Annotated in this window: 19 protein-coding genes and 2 riboswitches; of the genes, 3 read left to right on the top strand and 16 right to left on the bottom strand. The window is 65.7% G+C overall.

All coding sequences use genetic code 11. From position 1 onward, the window contains the following. Positions 1-75 precede the first annotated feature (75 nt). Positions 76-999 (top strand): 50S ribosomal protein L3 N(5)-glutamine methyltransferase, encoded by a 924-nt coding sequence (gene prmB / locus ACZ1A1_RS01510; protein ID WP_463618465.1) that lies wholly within the window; start codon positions 76-78, stop codon positions 997-999. Here prmB and ACZ1A1_RS01515 read toward each other — a convergent pair. From ACZ1A1_RS01515 to ACZ1A1_RS01525, 3 genes are all read right to left on the bottom strand, one after another. Continuing rightward, entirely contained in the window at positions 986-1570 is a 585-nt protein-coding gene (locus ACZ1A1_RS01515) for a hypothetical protein (RefSeq protein ID WP_463618466.1), read from the bottom strand. The genes prmB and ACZ1A1_RS01515 overlap by 14 nt on opposite strands. Before the next feature lie 64 nt (positions 1571-1634). Further along, positions 1635-2387: a CbtA family protein gene (locus ACZ1A1_RS01520; protein WP_415214563.1), complete on the bottom strand. Its 753-nt coding sequence runs from the start codon at positions 2385-2387 to the stop codon at positions 1635-1637. Between the two features lie 9 nt (positions 2388-2396). Next, complete coding sequence (locus tag ACZ1A1_RS01525; RefSeq protein WP_119254312.1) at positions 2397-2606, bottom strand: CbtB domain-containing protein; 210 nt, start codon at positions 2604-2606, stop codon at positions 2397-2399. A 208-nt stretch (positions 2607-2814) separates the two neighbouring features. Between ACZ1A1_RS01525 and ACZ1A1_RS01530 the strand changes: the two genes are divergently transcribed. Further along, entirely contained in the window at positions 2815-3438 is a 624-nt protein-coding gene (locus ACZ1A1_RS01530) for a histidine phosphatase family protein (protein ID WP_463618467.1), read from the top strand. 46 nt (positions 3439-3484) lie between these two features. On the opposite strand, the gene fdhA is transcribed toward ACZ1A1_RS01530, so the two are convergent. The 13 genes from fdhA to ACZ1A1_RS01595 form a co-directional block, all read right to left on the bottom strand. Beyond that, complete coding sequence (gene fdhA / locus ACZ1A1_RS01535; RefSeq protein WP_463618468.1) at positions 3485-4675, bottom strand: formaldehyde dehydrogenase, glutathione-independent; 1191 nt, start codon at positions 4673-4675, stop codon at positions 3485-3487. Between the two features lie 326 nt (positions 4676-5001). Beyond that, complete coding sequence (gene nrdF / locus ACZ1A1_RS01540) at positions 5002-5991, bottom strand: class 1b ribonucleoside-diphosphate reductase subunit beta (RefSeq protein WP_463618469.1); 990 nt, start codon at positions 5989-5991, stop codon at positions 5002-5004. 15 nt (positions 5992-6006) lie between these two features. Then, positions 6007-8211 (bottom strand): class 1b ribonucleoside-diphosphate reductase subunit alpha, encoded by a 2205-nt coding sequence (gene nrdE, locus ACZ1A1_RS01545; RefSeq protein ID WP_463618470.1) that lies wholly within the window; start codon positions 8209-8211, stop codon positions 6007-6009. After that, positions 8208-8606 carry a class Ib ribonucleoside-diphosphate reductase assembly flavoprotein NrdI gene (gene nrdI, locus ACZ1A1_RS01550; RefSeq protein ID WP_313192071.1) on the bottom strand — a complete coding sequence of 133 codons (399 nt, stop codon included), beginning with the start codon at positions 8604-8606 and terminating at the stop codon, positions 8208-8210. Before nrdI ends, nrdE begins: the two co-directional genes overlap by 4 nt. Positions 8607-8616: 10 nt before the next feature. After that, on the bottom strand, positions 8617-8838 hold the full coding sequence (nrdH, locus tag ACZ1A1_RS01555) for a glutaredoxin-like protein NrdH (RefSeq protein WP_119254306.1): 222 nt from the start codon (positions 8836-8838) through the stop codon (positions 8617-8619). Positions 8839-9083: 245 nt separating this feature from the next. Continuing rightward, positions 9084-9300: riboswitch (cobalamin riboswitch) on the bottom strand. A gap of 26 nt (positions 9301-9326) precedes the next feature. Then, positions 9327-10145 (bottom strand): acyl-CoA thioesterase, encoded by an 819-nt coding sequence (locus ACZ1A1_RS01560; protein ID WP_463618471.1) that lies wholly within the window; start codon positions 10143-10145, stop codon positions 9327-9329. Further along, entirely contained in the window at positions 10142-12481 is a 2340-nt protein-coding gene (gene metE / locus ACZ1A1_RS01565) for a 5-methyltetrahydropteroyltriglutamate--homocysteine S-methyltransferase (protein ID WP_463618472.1), read from the bottom strand. Before metE ends, ACZ1A1_RS01560 begins: the two co-directional genes overlap by 4 nt. 99 nt (positions 12482-12580) lie before the next feature. Continuing rightward, positions 12581-12795, bottom strand: a riboswitch (cobalamin riboswitch). 85 nt (positions 12796-12880) lie between these two features. Continuing rightward, positions 12881-13735 (bottom strand): methylenetetrahydrofolate reductase, encoded by an 855-nt coding sequence (locus ACZ1A1_RS01570; protein WP_463618473.1) that lies wholly within the window; start codon positions 13733-13735, stop codon positions 12881-12883. Between the two features lie 175 nt (positions 13736-13910). Further along, complete coding sequence (locus ACZ1A1_RS01575; protein ID WP_463618475.1) at positions 13911-15140, bottom strand: aromatic ring-hydroxylating oxygenase subunit alpha; 1230 nt, start codon at positions 15138-15140, stop codon at positions 13911-13913. 116 nt (positions 15141-15256) lie between these two features. Continuing rightward, the gene (locus ACZ1A1_RS01580) at positions 15257-16378 is read right to left on the bottom strand and encodes a PLP-dependent cysteine synthase family protein (RefSeq protein ID WP_463618476.1); all 1122 of its coding nucleotides are present in this window, start codon (positions 16376-16378) and stop codon (positions 15257-15259) included. 3 nt (positions 16379-16381) lie between these two features. After that, on the bottom strand, positions 16382-16795 hold the full coding sequence (locus tag ACZ1A1_RS01585) for a Rid family detoxifying hydrolase (protein WP_313192065.1): 414 nt from the start codon (positions 16793-16795) through the stop codon (positions 16382-16384). A 132-nt stretch (positions 16796-16927) separates the two neighbouring features. Next, on the bottom strand, positions 16928-17824 hold the full coding sequence (locus ACZ1A1_RS01590) for a CHAD domain-containing protein (RefSeq protein ID WP_463618478.1): 897 nt from the start codon (positions 17822-17824) through the stop codon (positions 16928-16930). Positions 17825-17929: 105 nt separating this feature from the next. After that, positions 17930-18661 (bottom strand): GntR family transcriptional regulator, encoded by a 732-nt coding sequence (locus tag ACZ1A1_RS01595; RefSeq protein ID WP_463618479.1) that lies wholly within the window; start codon positions 18659-18661, stop codon positions 17930-17932. A gap of 197 nt (positions 18662-18858) precedes the next feature. On the opposite strand from ACZ1A1_RS01595, the gene ACZ1A1_RS01600 reads away from it, so the two are divergent. Further along, a complete protein-coding gene (locus ACZ1A1_RS01600) occupies positions 18859-19872 on the top strand; it encodes an SIS domain-containing protein (protein ID WP_463618480.1) in 1014 nt (337 codons plus the stop codon). Positions 19873-19879 lie beyond the last annotated feature (7 nt).

A 19879-nucleotide genomic window follows, 5' to 3' on the forward strand; every position in this document is an offset into this window, starting at 1 on the left:
GTTGACCCAAAGGCTCTTGCCATTCTAAAGCCGGGGTCGTCCAGCCAAATCCGCAAAGCCCGAAGTGAGACGCCGTTGACAAAGGACGACATTACCCACGAACTCGTGACGCTGCGCGATTATTGGCGCTATGCGATCTCCCGTTTCAACGCCGCCGACCTCAGCTACGGCCACGGCACGACGACGGCCGGCGACGACGCGGCCTTCCTGCTGCTCGATTCGCTGGACCTGCCGATCGACGCGCTCGATCCCTTCCTCGACGCCCGCCTGCTGCCGGCCGAGCGCCGCCTTCTCGCCGAGCGCATCGAGGCGCGCGTCACCACCCGCAAACCCTCCTCCTATCTCACGGGCCGCGCCTACATCCAGGGCGTGCGCTTCCATGTCGACGAGCGGGTCATCGTGCCGCGCTCGCATATCGGCGAAATCCTCTTCAGCGAATATCTCGGCGAACACGGCTCGTCCTTCCTGCCGGACCCGATGGCCGTCGCAAGCGTCGTCGATATCTGCACCGGCTCCGGCTGCCTTGCCGTCCTTGCCGCGAAATTCTTCCCGCAGGCCGAGGTGGATGCGGTGGACCTTTCGGCCGATGCGCTGGAGGTCGCCGAACTGAACGTGGCCGAACACGATGTCGCCGGGCAGGTGAACCTCTTCGAGGGCGACCTTTTCGCGCCGCTCACCGGCCGCCGCTACGACCTCATCATCACCAATCCGCCCTATGTCGACCATGAGGCGCTGGACGGCTATCCGCCGGAATTCCGCGCCGAACCGGAGATGGCGCATGACGGCGGCGAGGACGGGCTCGACCTCGTCCGCCGCATCCTCATGGACGCGCCCGGCTACCTCAACCCCGAGGGCGGCATGATCTGCGAGATCGGCTCGGGCCGGGAAATCCTCGAGGAGGAGTTCCCGCATCTCGATTTCGTCTGGCTGGAAACGGCCGAATCCCAGGATGCCGTCTTCTGGATTTCCGCCGAGGCGCTGGGCGTCAGCGGCGAATGACCCGCCGCCCGGCGACAAGACCCAACACCGCGAGGACGGGCGAAAGGGCCGCGAACAGGGTCGGGCGATGCCCGGCCACGTTCTCCCAATGCGGCGTGATGAAGTCGCCGGTATAAAACGGCTCTTCGGAATAGGCGCACTGGACAAGGGCGCTGCCGCGCTCGACCATCTCGGCATCGATGCGGGAGACCAGCTCGCCCGCCGGCGTGGAAACGCTCGGCATGTCGCGCATGTGGAGAAGCAGCATCCGCGCGCCCGACAGATAGGCGTGGGAGCACTCGTTGAACGGGCTCTCCTCGTCCGCCACCGCCCGGGGCGCCATTCCCCAGAGACAATAGTAGTTCTGGATGCGGGTATAGTTCTTCAGCTTGCGGAAGACGGGATCGGATTCCTTCGCCCGGTCCGAGAGGGCGAGGATCGCGCCGAAATGATCCTGCAGCACCAGGAGGGCGCCATGGGACATGCTCGGAATGGCAAGGCCGGTGATATCGGAAGAGGATGGACGCCGGCCATGGGCATGCGCCTCGGCGCCGAGGACGGCCAGGAACAGCAGGAGAAGGAGCGGGCGCAAGGCGGTGGCCTCCCCTCGTCTTGGAGAATGCCGCGGAGGCCGCGGCATTCCCGTGTTCAAACGATCAAAGGCCGGCCGGAACCGCGCGGTAATTGCCCGAGCGCACGAGGCTCTTCTCGGCGAGATAGCCGAAGACCAGCGACAGGACCGTCCAGAGCGTGACCTGCAGGCAGATCGTCGCCAGGCGGAAGTCGTAGAGCGCCGTTGCCGGGAAGTTCTCCGGAACCTCGTTGATCGCCGGAAGCAGGCGGAAGACGATGGTCAGGAACACCACATAGGCGACGCCCGCGACGATCGCGCCGTTCCAGCGGCCCAGATGCTCGCCGAGCCGGCGGGCGAAGGCGACGGCCAGCGCCAGCGCGAAGATCGAGGCGGCGAGCGTGACGAAGAACAGCCCGGTCCTCACGCCGATGGTTTCGGGATCGCCGACGGCCGGCGGGTTGGGCGGATATTTGAGGTCGGGGACGACCACGAGCGCGACGAAGGCGGCAAAACCGAGCAGCAGCGCCAGCGAACGCGGGCTCAGGCGGCCGACGCGGCCATAGAGGCCGGCGAAGACCAGCGAGAAGATCCCGCCCATCGCCACGCTATAGGTGACGACGCCGGTGAAGAGGCCGAGGCCGGCCTGCGTCTCGCGGCTCACCGCTTCGGGTTCCTCGGCAGCGCCGTCCGCCGGCGCTTCCGCCGCCGCCATCAGTTCCTCGAACGCGATGGCGCGATCGACCTGGGGTTCACCGTAGATCCGGGCAAAACCGAACGCGACAAGACCGGCGACGAGGCCGGCGATCATGCCCCGCAGCAAAAGATGACCAGTCATTTCAACACCTCAATGGCAGGGGAAACCGAGCAGATGGCGCCCGTCGTGCACGAATTCGTGGACTTCGAGGCCGGACAGAAGACGGGCCGCGCCTTCCTCGGTGCTGACGAAGTAGAGCGCGAGCAGCATCAGCAGGCCGCCGAAAAGCGCCCATGGAAACAGCTGGCTGGCGGGAATGGGGGTGACGGCTGTGCCGCCGCTCAAGGTGATGTCAGACATGGTCCCTCTCTGAATACGCGTTCGCTTGTGGGCAAGAACTGGATACACCTCAAGGTCTGGCTTTCGCCGGGGCGATTACAGTGGCGCGACCGCGCCAGAATTTCACTGGCTTCCCAAGGTGATATAGGATTCTATCAGGGGCGTTTCGCGGGAGTCAACGACGTTCCGTCCCGCAGGGCTTCATTCTTGCCGAGAGGAACAGGCGATCTTGGGCGAAGGAACGGAAGAAACCGACATCCGGCGCATGCGGGCAAGCCGCATCACGCTGCTCTGCCGGGGCGCGACCGCCGCCAACCGCCTCTCCCGGTTCTCCGCCGACGAGCCGCTGCTGCCGAAGGAAGCCGGGAAAGCAGGGCGCCTCGCCCGGCGGCTGCCGGCCTATGCGGCGGTGCTCCACGCGCCCGAGATCGCGGCCCGCGAAACGGCCACGCTCTTTTCCGTCAAGGCGGTTCCCTGCGAGGCGCTACGCGATATCGATCACGGGCGATGGCGCGGCCGCAGCCTTGAGGATATCGCGGGCGAGGACCCGTCCGGGCTCCAGCACTGGATGGCCGATCCGGCCGCAGCGCCGCATGGCGGGGAAAGCTTCGAGGAGACGCGGGCGCGCTGCATGGCGTGGCTGGAAAAACAGCACGGCGCGGGCGGGCATCGCCTCGCCGTCACCCACGCCCTCATTCTCAAGATCGTTCTCGCCCATATCCTCGGGGCGCCGCTCTCCGCCGTCTGGCTGGCGGATGTCGAGCCGCTCGGCATGCTGACGCTCACCAGCGACGGCCGTCGCTGGGCGTTGCGGTTCTTCGGCTCGCCCGCAGGGCCGGAAGGCGATCCATGATGATGCTTTGCGCCGGCCGGAAGCCGGCCGGCGCGAGGGCCCTGCCTCAGGCGGCCTTCAGGAGATCGCCGTGCGGGTCGAGGACGAACTTGGTCGCCGCGCCCTGATCGAAGCTCTCGTAGCCCTGGACGGCGTCGTCGAGCGCGATGATCTTGGCATTGACGATGTCGGCGATGGGCAGGCGGTCGTGCAGGATGGCCTGCATGAGCTGGCGGTTGTACTTCAGCACCGGCGTCTGGCCGGTGTGGAAGGACTGCGCCTTCGCCCAGCCGAGACCGAAGCGCAGCGACAGGCTGCCGTGCTTGGCCGCATTGTCCACCGCGCCCGGATCCTCGGTGACGTAGAGGCCCGGAATGCCGATCGAGCCGGCGGCGCGGGTGATCTCCATCATCTGGTTGAGCACGATGGCCGGCTGCTCGCCGCCCGAATGGCCGCGCGCCTCGAAGCCGACGGCGTCGATGGCGCTGTCCACCTCGTTGGTGCCGACGACCTCGGCGATCATGTCGCCGAGCCTGTCGCTCTTGGAAAGGTCGATGGGCTCGAAGCCGACCCTGGCGGCATGCGCCAGGCGATCCTTGTTGAAGTCGCCGATCATCACCACGGCCGCGCCGAGGATGCGCGCGGACGCGGCGGCCGCAAGGCCGACCGGGCCGGCACCCGCCACATAGACCGTCGAGCCGACGCCGACGCCCGCGCGCACCGCGCCGTGGAAGCCGGTCGGCAGGATGTCGGAGAGCATGGTGAGGTCGCGGATCTTCGACATCGCCTTGTCGCGGTCGGGGAACTTCAGGAGATTGAAGTCGGCATAGGGGATCGTGACGTAGCGCGCCTGCCCACCGATCCAGCCACCCATGTCGACATAGCCGTAGGCGCCGCCGGCGCGCGACGGGTTCACCGTGAGGCAGACGCCGGTATCCTGCGACTTGCAGCAGCGGCAGCGGCCACAGGCGACGTTGAAGGGCACGGAGACGATGTCGCCGACCTGAAGCATCTCGACGTCGATGCCCTTCTCGATGACCTCGCCGGTGATCTCGTGGCCGAGGACGAGGCCCGGCATCGCCGTCGTGCGGCCGCGCACCATGTGCTGGTCGGAGCCGCAGATATTCGTGGAGATCACCTTGAGGATCACGCCGTGCTCGATGCGGCGGCCATCCGGGGCCTCCAGCTTGGGATCGTCGATGTCGCGGACCTCGACCTTGCCGGGGCGCAAATAGACGACGCCTCTGTTCCTGCTCATATCATCTCCTCCTTTTCGTTAAACGCCGGTACCGGCCCGCTCCTCCGCGGGCAGGATGTGCTCTCTACGCCGCGCAGCCGGGCCATCGGCCGGGCCTCACGCTTCAAGGCGGGTGCGGGATTTCCGACGATCGGTCCCGGCATGGGCGGGACGGCACCTTGAACACATGCAGCAAACCACTTGGCAGGCGAAATGACGCTCGGGAATACGACATAAGCGGTGTCCGCAACGACACGCCGCCGCGGCGGCTTCAATGTCCCGAAAACGGAAACGGCCCCGCAAAGGCGGGGCCGTTCCGATAGCGCAGGAAGAGGCTCCCGGAAGGCTCAGAAATCCCAGTCCTCGTCCTCGGTCGCGACCGCCTTGCCGATGACGTAGGACGAGCCGGAGCCGGAGAAGAAGTCATGGTTCTCGTCGGCGTTCGGCGAGAGGGCCGAGAGGATGGCCGGGTTCACCTTGCAGGCTTCCGGCGGGAAAAGCGCCTCGTAGCCGAGGTTCATCAGCGCCTTGTTGGCATTGTAGTGCAGGAACTTCTTGACGTCCTCGGTGAGACCGACGCCGTCGTAGAGCTCCTCGGTATAGCGCGTCTCGTTGTCGTAGAGTTCCAGCAGCAGGTCGAAGGCGAAATCCTTGATCTCCTGCTGCTTCTCCGCGCTTAGCCGCTCTATCGCGCGCTGGAACTTGTAGCCGATGTAATAGCCGTGCACGGCCTCGTCGCGGATGATGAGGCGGATCATGTCGGCGGTGTTGGTGAGCTTGGCGCGGCTCGACCAGTACATCGGCAGGTAGAAGCCGGAATAGAACAAGAAGCTTTCGAGGAAGACGGATGCGATCTTCTTCTTCAACGGATCACCGGAGGCGTACTGCTCCATGATCAGCGCCGACTTCCTTTGCAGGAACTCGTTCTCCTCCGACCAGCGGTAGGCGTCGTCGACGTCGGGCGTCAGGCACAGCGTCGAGAAGATGGAGGAATAGGAGCGCGCATGCACCGCCTCCATGAAGGAGATGTTGGAGAGCACCGCCTCCTCGTGGGGCGTGACGGAATCCTCCATCAGCCGCACCGCGCCGATGCCGTTCTGGATCGTGTCGAGCAGGGTGAGGCCGGTGAAGACGCGGATGGTGAGCTTCTGCTCTTCCGGCTTCAGGGTCGCCCAGGAGGGGATGTCGTTGGAGAGCGGCACCTTTTCCGGCAGCCAGAAATTGCCGGTCAGGCGGTTCCAGACCTCGAGGTCCTTGTCGTCCTCGATGCGGTTCCAGTTGATGGCGCGGATGGCGCTCGCTGCCTTCGGGGTCTTGGTCTTCACTTGGATGTTCATTCTGGTCCCCAAAGGTCAGAGGGCGCAGGAGACGCAGCCCTGCACTTCCGTGCCGGACAGCGCCATCTGGCGAAGGCGGATGTAGTAGATGGTCTTGATGCCTTTCTTCCAGGCGTAGATCTGCGCCCGGTTGATGTCGCGCGTCGTCGCCGTGTCGCGGAAGAACAGCGTCAGCGACAGACCCTGGTCGACATGCTGGGTGGCCGCCGCATAGGTGTCGATGATCTTCTCCGGGCCGATCTCGTAGGCGTCCTGGTAGTAGTCGAGATTGTCGTTGGTCATGAAGGCGGCCGGGTAGTAGACGCGGCCGATCTTGCCCTCTTTCCGGATCTCGATCTTCGAGACGATCGGATGGATCGAGGAGGTCGAATGGTTGATGTAGGAGATCGAGCCGGTCGGCGGCACGGCCTGGAGGTTCTGGTTGTAGAGCCCGCCTTCCATGACGGCCGTCTTCAGTTCCAGCCAGTCTTCCTGCGTCGGGATATGGATGCCGGCCTCCTCGAAGATCGCCCTCACCTTTTCCGTCGCCGGCAACCATTCGGCCTCGGTATATTTGTCGAAGTATTCGCCGGAGGCGTATTTCGAATTCTCGAAGCCCTTGAAGCTGACGCCCTTTTCCACCGCCAGCCGGTTGGAGGCGCGGATGGCGTGGTAGGTCACGGTGTAGAAATAGATATTGGTGAAATCGACGCCCTCTTGCGAACCGTAGAAGATGCACTCGCGGGCGAGATAGCCGTGCAGGTTCATCTGGCCGAGGCCGATGGCATGGCTGTCGTCATTGCCCTTCTCGACCGAGGGGACCGAGGAGATGTGGCTCATCTCGGAAACGGCGGTCAGCGCGCGGATGGAGGTCTCGATGGTCCGGCCGAAATCGGAGCTGTCCATCGCGGCGGCGATGTTGAGCGAGCCGAGATTGCAGGAAATATCCTTGCCCATCTTGGCGTAGGAGAGGTCATCGTTGAATTCGCTCGCCTCGCTCACCTGGAGGATTTCCGAGCAGAGATTGCTCATGGTGATACGGCCGGCGATCGGGTTCGCACGGTTCACCGTGTCCTCGAACATGATGTAGGGATAGCCGGACTCGAACTGGATCTCGGCGATGATCTGGAAGAAGTCGCGCGCCTTGATCTTCTTCTTCTTGATGCGGCCGTCCTCGACCATCTCGCGGTACTTCTCGCTCACCGAGATCTCGGTGAAGGGCACGCCGTAGACGCGCTCCACGTCATGCGGCGAGAAGAGGTACATGTCCTCGTTGTTCCTCGCGAGCTCGAAGGTGATGTCCGGGATGACGACGCCGAGCGAGAGCGTCTTGATGCGGATCTTCTCGTCGGCATTCTCGCGCTTGGTGTCGAGGAAGCGCATGATATCCGGGTGGTGGGCGTGCAGGTAGACCGCCCCCGCCCCCTGCCGCGCGCCGAGCTGGTTGGCGTAGGAGAAACTGTCCTCAAGCAGCTTCATCACCGGGATGACGCCCGACGACTGGTTCTCGATCTGCTTGATCGGGGCGCCCATCTCGCGCAGGTTCGTCAGCGAAAGCGCAACGCCGCCGCCGCGCTTGGATAGCTGCAGGGCCGAATTGATCGAGCGGCCGATGCTCTCCATGTTGTCCTCGACGCGCAGGAGGAAGCAGGAGACGAGCTCGCCGCGCTGCTTCTTGCCGGCATTGAGGAAAGTGGGCGTCGCCGGCTGGAAACGGCCGGAGATGATCTCGTCGACGAGGTCGCGGGCAAGCTGCTCGTTGCCGCGCGCCAGCGTGAGCGCCACCATGCAGACGCGGTCCTCGTAGCGTTCGAGATAGCGCTTTCCGTCGAAAGTCTTCAGCGTATAGGACGTGTAGTACTTGAACGCGCCGAGGAAGGTCGGGAAGCGGAACTTCCTGTCATAGGCGTGGTCGAAGAGGTCGCGCACGAAGTTGAAGGAATACTGGTCCAGCACCTCCTGCTCGTAATAGCCCTCGGTCACGAGGTAATCGAGCTTCTCCCTGAGATTATGGAAGAAGACGGTGTTCTGGTTGACGTGCTGGAGGAAATACTGCTTGGCCGCCTGCCGGTCCTTGTCGAGCTGGATCTTCCCCTCCTCGTCGTAGAGGTTCAGCATGGCGTTCAGCGCGTGGTAATCCAGCGCCGTGATCTCCGGAGCCTTCGCCGGCTTATCTCCCGCAGGATGAGAAAAAGCGTGAGGCGGTTTTTCGCTCGCATCCCGCGGCGTCGAAGCGTTCATCGTGTCCAAAATCGTTCCAGTCCCTGTCTGACATTGTCGACGTCCTCATCCGTGCCGAGCAGCTCGAAGCGGTAGAGGAACGGCACCGCGCATTTCGCGGAGATGATGTTTCCCGCGACGGCATATCCGGCGCCGAAATTGGTGTTGCCCGCCGCGATGACGCCGCGGATCAGGCTGCGGTTGCGCGGATTGTTGAGGAAGCGGATGACGGGCTTGGGCACCGCTCCCTTCTCCCCGCCCCCGCCATAGGTCGGCGAAACCAGCACGAAGGGCCGGTCGGCCTGCGGGGCTTCACCGGCGGCGTCGAGCGGCAGGCGCAGGGCCTCGACCCCGAGCTTTTCCACGAAGCGCCGGGTGTTCTCCGACCGGCTGGAAAAATAGACGAGGTCCCCCACCGCCTTCTCCTCAGGCGAGCGCGCTGATCATGTCCGGGCGGAAGCCGGCCCAATGCTGCTCGCCGGCGATGACGACCGGGACCTGACGGTAGCCGAGACCCTGCACGAGCGCATAGGCATCGGCGTCCTCGGAAATGTCGACGACGTGGTAGTCGATGCCCTGGCGGTCGAGCGCGCGGGTGGTCGCGGTGCACTGGACGCAGGCGGGCTTGGAGTAGACGGTGATGGACATGGCTTTCCTCGTTTTCGATCGGGCATGGGATATCGCCCGGCCATCCGCCGATGGCCGCTCGATACGTTCTCGGTGATAAGGGCGGCCGTCTACGGACGGCCGGACGCGGGGCGCCGCCTACTCGCGCGGATGGACTGGCAACACGATCGACATGACTTCACCCCGAGGCATTTCGCGGGGGATCGGGGGAGACGGCGGGCGGCATTCTGCGCGACCCAACGCTCGCCATCCGGACACCCCGCCCGTGGACGTTCATGTTCGAGGCAGGTCTCCTGGCTTGCGGGTCGCGGCATCCGTCCGCCTTCCCAAGGCATTTGCGCCCCAGTGGCTCATCGAACGAATGCTCGCCGCTTACAGTTGCGGGGGCAGCTCCGGATTGACGCGGCCATCATGGCCACCCCGGATTCCCGTCTTAGCCTTCCATCCTTTCGAATCGAAGGAACCTCGAACACAAGATATAGTAGACGAGGTAAAAAATGCGTCAACGGCTATGATGGATTTTCCACGGCTTCATTGCGCGCCACCGGCACCGGCCGGTCGCTGCCGTCGACGGCGACCATGACGAAGCGGCCGCTCGCGGTGAGCGTACGCCGGCCGCTCATCAGGTCCTCCGACCAGAGCTCGACGGCGACCGTCATGGAGGTTCGCCCGACCTCCACCACCTCGGCGACGGTATCGACGATGGACCCGACGGCGACGGGTGCGCGGAAATCCACCCGTTCGGAGGCGGCGAGCACGGCGATGCGGCGGCTGTGCCGCGTGGCCGCGACGAAGGCGGCCTTGGTCATGGCCGCCAGCGCCTCGCCGCCGAAGAGGCGACCGAAGCTGTTGGCCTGGTCGGCGAAGACGATGTCGCTCGCCCGCAGCCCGCCGGCCGGTTCGGCGGGCGCGTCGCCGAGCGGCGGCAGGCGCCAGCCGGGCGCCTTATCCTCGGGCACCGCGACCATGTTGAAGGCACCGCGCGTGCAGAGCCGCCGGGCGCCGCCGAGCAGGTCTTCGGCGATCATCTCCACGTCCACCGCCATCGACTTGCGGCCGACACGCGCAACGCGCGCCACGAGCTCGACCAGCTCGCCGACACGGGCCGGCCCCTGGAAATCGACGCGCTCGCAGGAGGCCGTGACGAAGGGCACGCGCCCATGGCGCGTCGCCGCGATGAAGGCGACCCGATCCATCATGGCAAGGCCGGCGCCGCCGAAGAGCGTGCCGTGATGGTTGGTGTCGCCCGGAAAGACGAGCGCGACCAGACGGCTCGAAGACGCCGGGATTGCTCCCGGCGTCTCGATGCCTGCAGCGGCAGGGCTCATTGCGCCGCCGCCGGCGCGCGCAGCCGGCGGGCCGCCTCAACCATGTTGACGAGGGCGGGCCGCACCTCCTCCCACTTGCGCGTCTTGAGGCCGCAATCGGGATTGACCCACAATTGCCGGTCCTGAAGGCGCTTGCGGGCAAGCGACAGGAGGTCCGTCATCTCCCCGATCTCGGGTACGCGCGGCGAATGGATGTCGTAGACGCCGGGGCCGATCTCGTTGGGGTAGCTGAAATTGCGGAAAGCATCCAGGAGCTCCATCTTCGAGCGCGAGGTCTCGATGGAGATGACATCCGCATCCATCGCGGCGATGGCCGAGATGATGTCGTTGAACTCCGAGTAGCACATGTGGGTGTGGATCTGCGTCTCGTTTGCAACGCCGGTGGAGCAAAGGCGGAAGCTTTCCACGGCCCAGTCGAGATAGTGTTGCCAGTCCCTGTGGCGGAGCGGCAGGCCCTCGCGCAGCGCGGCCTCGTCGATCTGGATCATCTTCGCGCCGGCCTTTTCGAGGTCGGCGACCTCGTCGCGGATCGCGAGCGCGATCTGGCGGCACGCTTCGCTACGCGGGATATCGTCGCGCACGAAGGACCAGTTGAGGATGGTCACCGGCCCCGTGAGCATGCCCTTCACGGGCCGTTCGGTGAGCGACTGCGCATACTGCCACCAGCGCACCGTCATCGGCTTCGGCCGCGAGACGTCGCCGAAGATGATCGGCGGGCGGACATAGCGCGAGCCGTAGCTCTGCACCCAGGCATGCTGCGTGAAGGCGAAGCCGGAAAGCTGCTCGCCGAAATACTGCACCATGTCGTTGCGCTCGAATTCGCCATGCACCAGCACGTCGAGGCCGATCTCCTCTTGCCAGCGAATGGCGGATTCCGTCTCCTTCTCCAGGAAGGCCTCGTAGTCGCCGTGGCTGAGCGCGCCCTTGGCGTGGGCCGAACGGGCCTTGCGGACCTCGCTCGTCTGCGGGAAGGAGCCGATCGTCGTGGTGGGGAAGAGCGGCAGGCGGATCGCTCCTTCCTGCAGGCGGCGGCGCGCCTCGAAGCCGCTCTTGCGCGACTTCATGCCCGCGTCAATGCCGGCAATGCGGGCCTGCACGCGCGGATCGGTCACCTTCGGCGAGGCGGCGCGAGCCGCGATGGCCGCGGAGGCGGCATCCACGGCCTCGCGGACGGCGTCCCTACCCTCGGCAAGCCCCCTTCCGAGGGTCGAAAGCTCACCGAGCTTCTGGATCGCGAAGGCAAGCCATGTCGCAAGATCCGCGTCCAGCGCCGTTTCCAGTTTGAGGTCGATCGGCACATGCAGCAGCGAGCACGAGGCGGCGATCTCGACGGCATCCGCGCCGCGTGCCTTCACGACGGGCGCCAGCCGGTCGAGGATGGCGGCGAGGTCCGCGCGCCAGATGTTGCGGCCGTCGATGACGCCGAGCGAGAGGACCCGGTCGACACGGACGGCCCCGGCGACCGCATCGAGCTGTTCCGGCGCCCGCGCGAGGTCGACATGGAGACCGGCGACCGGCAGCGCGGCGGCAGCCGCAAGGTTGTCGCCGAGCGCACCGAAATAGGTCGCCAGCAGGATCTTCAGGCTTGGCGCCGCCTCGGCGAGGCGATCATAGGCGACCGCAAGGGCGTGGCGCTCGCCTTCGGTGAGGTCGAGTGCGAGGATCGGCTCGTCGACCTGCACCCAGTCGGCACCGGCGGCGGCGAGGCGTCCGAGCAGCTCCTCGTAGACCGGAAGCAGCCTCTCAAGAAGGTCGAGCGGCTTGAACGTCGAGGGCCGCGCCTTGGCGAGCTTCAGGAAGGTGACCGGGCCGAGCACGACGGGCCTTGTGTGGATGCCGAGCGCCCTCGCCTCCAGGAAATGATCGACGGGCTTCTGCGAAGTCAGCGTGAAGACCTGATCCTCCGAGACTTCCGGCACCATGTAGTGGTAGTTCGTGTCGAACCACTTGGTCATTTCGAGCGCCGGGACGCCGTGGCCGTGGTGGGCATGGCCGCAGCCGGCATTGCTGTCGCCCTCGCTGCCGCGCGCCATGGCGAAATAGACGGAAAGCGGCACCGCTCCGCCCTTCCAGCCATAGGCGGCCGGGATCGCGCCGACCATGACGGCGGTGTCGAGCACGTGGTCGTAGAGGGAGAAGTCGTTGGAAGGGATCTTCGTGATCCCCCGGTCACGCTGGAGCGCCCAGTTCTCGGCGCGCAGCCTTGCGGCCGTTTCGAGGAGGTCGCTTTCGGCGATCTTGCCGGACCAGTAGCCCTCGAGGGCGAATTTCAGCTCGCGGTGGCGGCCGATGCGCGGGAAGCCGAGAGTGGCGACCGGCAGAGTTCGATGTGACATTGTCATACCCCATTGGTTCGTGGGGGCATGGGTAAGCGGACGCGTGCGAGGACCGCCGCTGTCGGGCGGGTCGCAGCAACCACCGGGACACCCCGCCCGTGGACGTTATTTGTCTTGGCAGGTCTCCTGGCTCACGGGTCGCCGCCGCTGCCCGTCTTCCCAGGGATTTCGCCCCAGTGACATCGTGGACAACGGCTCGCCGCTTACAGTTGCGGGGGCAGCTCCGGCATTGCCGACGGATCGACGCACCGGATTCCCTCTTAGCCCTCGGTCAGGCAAGCCTGTGCCGGGGAACCATGACAGGGGGATTTCGTCCGAGAACGGGCGGAATGTCAATAGACATAAAGAAATCTTTATATCTTTATTTTCCCGAATGATGCCTTTGGCTGGCGCAGAACGTCACCAGGAGCCGCGCTTGCGCAGCCATGCGGCCGACTTGTCCAGCCCGCCGAAGGGGAAGACATGAATCTGAGTGATGGGACCCGGCGTCGCCGCGCGCCAGCGCTCCTCGACGGGGCCGACGACCGTTTCCGGCGAATAGCCGGCGGCAAGCGCCATGAGCCCGCCGCCATGCCGGGTCAGGACGGAGAGGGAGTTTCCGATCCCGCACATGGTTCCGTATTTGATGAGCGTCGTGATCTTGGCCGGTCCCGCGACGCCGAGATGGATCGGGATGTCGATGCCGGCGCGCACCAGCCCGTCCGCCCAGGCGATGGCCTTCTGCGCGTCGAAGCCGAACTGCGTGACGATGCGCAGGCGGGCATCCGTCCGCTCGGCGAAATCCAGCTTGCGGCGTAACGCTTCCAGCGCGACTGCGTCGGTGAAATCGGGGCTGCCCTCGGGATGGCCGGCAATGGCGAAATCGCGGATGCCGAAGCGGTCGAGAATGCCCGTTTCCAGAACGTCGAGCGAGGACGAGAAGGGCCCGGCCGGCGGCGTGATGCCGCCGCCGACCACCAGGACGTCCATGACGCCCGCCTCCTCTGCGAGGCGGCCGACGCGCCGTTCCAGCGCATCCCGCGAGGCGATCCGCCGGGCGGCGAGATGCGGCACCGGCACGCAGCCGGCCTCATGCAGCCGGCGGGCGGCCGCCAGCGTTTCCGCCTCGGTCTCCGGCGCGCCGATATCCGTCAGGTAGACGCGCACGCCCCGCGGCAAAAGCGTGACGAGGTCCGCGACCGGCGGGACCTGTTTCGGCAGGGCTTCTATCGAGGCTGGAAGCCGTCCCGTTTCCGTTCGCACCTGTCCGATCATTCTCACGCTCATGCCAGTTGAAGATAATGGCCTGCTATGGCGCCATTTTCCGGAAAGCGCAGCATCCAACGCGTCATACGCTTGACGGCTTGCGCAAAAGTATCGTGGAAGGCCGAAACGGCAAGGCCCCGCCGCAGGGGCGGGGCCTCGTATCGTGTCAAGAAGGCGCAGCCTTTCAGGCCCGGCCGATCTCGTCGAGATACCAGCCGATATAGCGCAGCTCGTTGTGCTCCATCGGTGCAATGGGGCCGGGCACGAAATAGTGCGAGCGCACCCCACGCGCCGTGTGCTCGATGATCGCCTTGTCCTCCTCGGTCGTCACCTTCCACAGCCAGGTGAGCTTGGCGAGGTCGTAGTCCCTGCCCGCCTCCGCCTTGCCGTCGACGAGCCAGATCAGCTCCATCTCGCAAGCCTCCGCCGATTTAGGGATGAAGCGGTAGATCATGCCGTGGTCGGGATAGCAGACGAGGAAGGTCGTGCCGCCGAGATGGATGGAGGTCACACCCCCGTCGAAGTCGCTGAAGCGCCCCATCAGCGGAGCGACCGCCTTGCCGTCCTCGCTGCCGCTCTGCACCCCGTCATAGAGCGCATAGCGGAAGGCGTGGATCGCCTCGCGGCCCTCGCGCGAGGTCTGCCAGTGATTGCCCGAGCCGACCTCGATGCCGAGCGCGCAGGTGCGGGCCTCCATCGCCTCGTTCAGCGCCTCGATCATGTGCAGCGGCTGCTCCAGCGCGTGGGTCTGGGAATATTCCGGATGCGCCGGACCGCAATGGTAGCATTCGACATAGTTCTCGACCGCCAGCTTCCAGTTGGCTGCGACGGGATAGCTCTCGCGGTGGGCGACGCGGGCGCTCGCCCAGCCATACTGGCCGCAGGTGGCGTGCAGCAGGTTCTCGACCTCGGAAAAATCGAGCGGCGTCTCGGCGAAACAGATGAAGATCAGTCCCTCGACGACGCGGACATGGATCTTGCGCAGGCCATGCTCGTCGCGGTCGAACTCCTTCGGCATCAGGCGCGCCGCCTTGAGGCTGCCGTCGTTGCCGTAGGTCCAGGCATGGTAGGGACAGACGAAGACGCGGGCATTGCCCTTCTGCTTCGTGCAGACCTCCGCGCCGCGATGGCGACAGACATTGAGCATGGCATGGATGGAGCCGTCGGCCGCGCGGGCGACGATCACCTGCTCGCAATCGATGCGGAAGACCTCGAAATCGTTGACGTTCGGGATCACGCTCTCATGGGCGATACAGTGCCAGTGGCGGCGGAACACCCGCTCCATGTCGCGCTGGTAGATTTCCGCGTCATGGTAGAACGGGCGGGCAAGCCCGTGCCCCGGCCGGTGCTCCGCAACGAGGCGATCGATGCGGTCGGCGTTGATGTCGATGACGGCTTCGGCAATGTGTCCCATACTGGTCGACCCTATCAGGCTGTTCGGTGAACCAGTATTCCGGGGCGCCTTCAGTCCGGCAAGATGGCGGGAAGGCCACGATTAATCGACAAGTTCGATCACGCGGCCTGCCGGCCTCAAGGCGCTTGGAGAACACCGGTATCGAGGAACGTCTCGATGGCGTTGCACCAGGGGGCGATGTCGATGCCGTTCTGCGCCAGCCAGTCCGCATTGAAATACGTCCCGGAATAGCGGTCGCCACTGTCGCAGATCAGCGTGACCAGCGAGCCCTCGCGGCCTTCCTTCATCATGCTGTCCGCAATCGAGATGAGGCCGAAGAAGTTCGTGCCCGTCGAGGCGCCGACGCGGCGGAACAGCCGGTCGGAGAGCACGTGCGCGGCGGCGATGGAGGCTGCGTCCGGCACCTTGATCATATGGTCGATGACCGTCGGGATGAAGGACGGCTCGACGCGCGGCCGGCCGACCCCCTCGATGCGGGACGGCGTCGTGCAGGTCGTCTCCATGTCGCCGCTCTTCCAGGCGTCGTAGAACACCGAGTTCTCCACATCCGTCACGCAAAGCCGCGTGGCAAGGTTGCGGTAGCGGATATAGCGTCCGATGGTCGCCGAGGTGCCGCCCGTGCCCGCCCCCATGATCACCCAGCCCGGCACCGGATGGGCTTCCCGCTCCATCTGGCCGAAGATGCTCTCGGCGATGTTGTTGTTGCCGCGCCAGTCGGTGGCGCGCTCGGCATTGGTGAACTGGTCGAGATAGTGGCCCTTCGTCTCCGCCGCGATGCGCGCGGCCGTCTCGTAGACTTCGCCCGGCATGTCGACGAAGGCACAGCGTCCGCCGAAGCGCTCGATGACGTCGATCTTCGTGCGGCTGGTGCTGCGCGGCATGACGGCGATGAAAGGCAGGCCGAGCAGGTTGGCGAAATAGGCCTCGGAAACCGCCGTCGAGCCCGACGAGGCCTCGACCAGCGTGGTGCCCTTGCAGATGCGGCCGTTGCAGATGCCATAGAGGAAGAGCGAGCGGGCGAGCCTATGCTTCAGGCTGCCGGTCGGATGGGTGCTCTCGTCCTTGAGATAGACCGAGATGCCCTTCAGCCCCTTGAAGACCGGATTGACGAGGTGGGTGTCGGCCGAGCGGCGGGCATCGCCCTCCAGGATGCCGATGGCCGTGCGCGCCCAGGCGCGGTCGGCGCAATCGAGCGAGGAGACCGGTTCCGGGCCAAGCGGGGTTGCGGCACTGTTCATGCCTCACTCCCCCTTGAGCGCGATGACGGCCTCGATCTCCACCTGCGCGTCCTTCGGCAGGCCGGAGACCTCGAAGGTGGCGCGGGCCGGATAGGGGGCGGAGAAGAACTCGCCATAGGCCGCGTTGATCTCGGCAAAGCGCGAGAGGTCGCGCACGAGCACGGTGGTCTTGACGGTGCGGGCGATATCCGTGCCGGCGGCGCGGGCGATGGCGGCGATGTTGCGCAGGCATTGCCGCGCCTGCTCGACCGGATCGTCGGAGGCGAAGGCGCCGGTCGCCGGATCGATCGGCAGCTGGCCGGAGACGAAGAGCAGGCCGTTCACGGCGATCGCCTGCGAATAGGGGCCGATGGCCGCCGGCGCATCGGCGGCGGTCACGGCGCTGAGGCCTGCCTTGGGGTCGGAAGTGGAAACCATCGTCAGCTCCGTTCTGGTCATCCATGGAAATTCATGCGCGAAGCGCAGCCTTCCATAACAGGTTCGCGCCGCAGGCGCATGCCGCGGTCGGGAATATTCACTTTCGTCACGCGACATGCAGCCCGGCGCGCCTCAGCGGGACAGCGTTTCCCAGAGGAGCGCGATGCGATTCGCATCCTCTTTCGCATTGACGGCGAAGACGCTTTCGGCCTGCTGCAGGGCCGTGCGCTGCAAAGCTTCGCGCCGCTGGGCGATGAGCCGCTGCAGGACGACCTGCTCGATGGGCTCGCCGAAATCCTGCGGGGAACGCTCCATCAGCAAGGCGAGGCCGGCAAGGTCGTTTTCGCGGCCGAGCGCCGCGATGATCGGGCGCAGCATTTCCTGCCGGGCGAGCATCGCCTGCGGCCACAGCGGCCTCAGGAGGATGAGGCAGGCATTGAGGGCCTGGGCGCTCTTGCGCAATTCGTGAAAGCCCTTGCCGCCGCCGGCGACCGACAGAACCACCCCGTTGCCCTGCGTGAGAATGCGCTTCCAGCCACGCGCGACGATCTTCGCCAGCCTGCGCCGGCCGTCCGGCAGGTCGAAATCCGTGAGGGCACCCCGCATCTTGCGGCAGGCGGCGATGACCTGCGCGACATTGGCCTCGAGCGCGGCCTGATCCATGGCCTCGCGCCGGGCGGCGAGGACAGCGGCCACCCGCTTGAAGAGCGCCGCCTCCTGGGGCTTGCGCGCCTCCGTCACCAGCCACTCCCCCGTCTCGGCAAGCGCGACGACCTCGCGCCCTTCGGCGAGGAGGCGGGCGGCATCGCGCAGGCGCGCATTCTGGTGGCGGAAGAAGGCACGGTCGCCCGCCGCGAAAAGGCGGTGGAAGGCGCGAAGGCGCTTGAGGGCCCGCCGGGCCTCGTGCACGGCATGGTGCAGGCCGCCCGGCTGCTCGGTGAGGAGGACGACGATATCGTCCAGCGCCTTTTCAGCGCCGCTGCGCAACTGCGCGGCCGACAGCATGGAAGGATCGAGACGAAGGATCATGCGGGCGTCTTTCGGCAAATATCGGTTCGCTTCGCCGATAGCATGTTTCCTGCCGGGATGCCCTGCAAAGTCGAAATCCGCACGGAGCCGGTACGGGCTCCGGCGTCATTTCCGCGTCAGGCTGAACGAGAAATGGCTGCCGCGGTGATAATCGATGGCATAGTTCACCGGCTCGCCCGCCGCGTTGAAACAGGTCTCGGTGATGAGCAGCGCCGGGCCGAAATCGCGCAGGTCGTGGCGCTCGACCACGTCGTCCGGCAGCATCACGGAGGAAACGCTCGCCGCCGACATGCGCGGGCGGTTGCCGTGCTCTTCCAGAAGCGCCATCAGCGAACCGCTCCAGTCGATATCGTAGAGGCGGCCGGCGACGATGCTGCGCGGCACGTAGTCGATGCAGTAGAGGATCGGCTCGTCTTCATGCAGGCGGATGCGCTCGATGCGGATCACGCGGTCGGTCGGCCCGATCCGCAGGCTCTCGGCGACCCGCTTGTCCGGCGCTTCCTCGGCGATGGAAAGCACCTTGTTGAGCGTGCGGTAGCCGTAATGGCGCGCCATGTCGGTGACGCTCTCGAAGACGGTGATCGGCCGGTCGACCTGGACGGCGGCGAGCGCCGAGACGAAGCGGCCGCGGCCATGCTCGACATAGATCACGTCGTCCTGCTCGAGAAGCTTCAGCGCCTCGCGCAACGCCGGCCGCGAAATGTGGAAGCGCTGGGTGAGCTGCGCCTCGGTCGGCAGCTTGTCACCCGGCTTCAGCCCCTCCTCGCGGATGAGATCGGCGATCCGGTCCCTGAGCTGGACGGCGAGCGTGCGCGAATCGCGAAGGGGTTCGTCCACCGCATGCCTCGTTGATTGATTGTTCTTCGCTTTTCTTGTCTGACAAATCCTGGGTGGTCAAGCGCTAAGCTCTTGCCGGCATGCCTGCGCAATATGGCGCTCTTCCGGCATTTCCTCTCCGCGACCCGGCTTGACACGATCTCTCCACGATGTCAGTTGTCTTACAACTATTTTTCATTCCTATTCGGGGGGCAGACATGCTGAATTTTGACGAACAGAGGTTCCTTCGCATCCAGTCGGGCGCCGTCGGGCTGCAGAAGCGGCTGGAGACGGTGATCGCGTCCTGCCTTGCCGCGGGTGCGGAGAACATCTTCTTCCTCGGCACCGGCGGCGCGGCGATCCTGATGCAGCCGGCGGCCCAGCTTCTGCAGCGCCGCTCGCGCTTTCCCGCCTTCATCGACATGCCGGCGGAACTCGTCCTCACCGGCTCGGCGAACCTGACGGAGAAGTCGATCGTCGTCATGCCCTCGCTCTCCGGCACGACGAAGGAGAGCGTCGCCCTTCTCGCCATGCTCAAGGAAACCGGCGCGACCGTCCTCACGCTGGTCGGCCATGAGGAAACGCCTCTCGGCAAGGGCGGGGACCATGTCTTCGTGAACTTCGCCGAGGACGATACGTCTTGCGAATCCTTCTACCTGCAATCCCTCTTCATCGCGCTCGCCATCCTGAAGCATCGCGGCGAGATCGAGAACCACGACGAGATCGTCGCCGAGCTCGCCCGCATGCCGGAACTCCTGCTGGAGGTGAAGCGCGCCTACGAGCCGAAGGCGGAAGCCTTCGCGAAGGTGCTGGCCGGCTCCGACTACCACATCGTCACCGGCGCCGGGAATGTCTGGCCGGAAGCCTTCTACTACGGCATGTGCATCCTGGAAGAGATGCAGTGGATCCGCACCCGCCCCGTGCACGCCTCCGACTTCTTCCACGGCACGCTGGAGCTGGTGGAAAAGGGCGTCAGCGTCATCCTCTTCAAGGGTGAGGATGCCCTGCGCCCGCTCGCCGAGCGCGTGCAGAACTTCGCGCCGGGCTATACCGACAAGCTGACCGTGCTCGACACCGCCGAATTCGACCTGCCGGGCATCTCCCCCGAGGTGCGCGGGCTCGTCTCGCCGGTGCTGCTCGCGACCGTCCTGGAGCGCATCAGCGCCCATCTGGAGGTCATGCGCAACCATCCGCTGACCACGCGCCGCTACTACAAGCGCGTCGCCTACTGATATAGCG

It is taken from the genome of Shinella sp. R2-11, assembly GCF_055330205.1.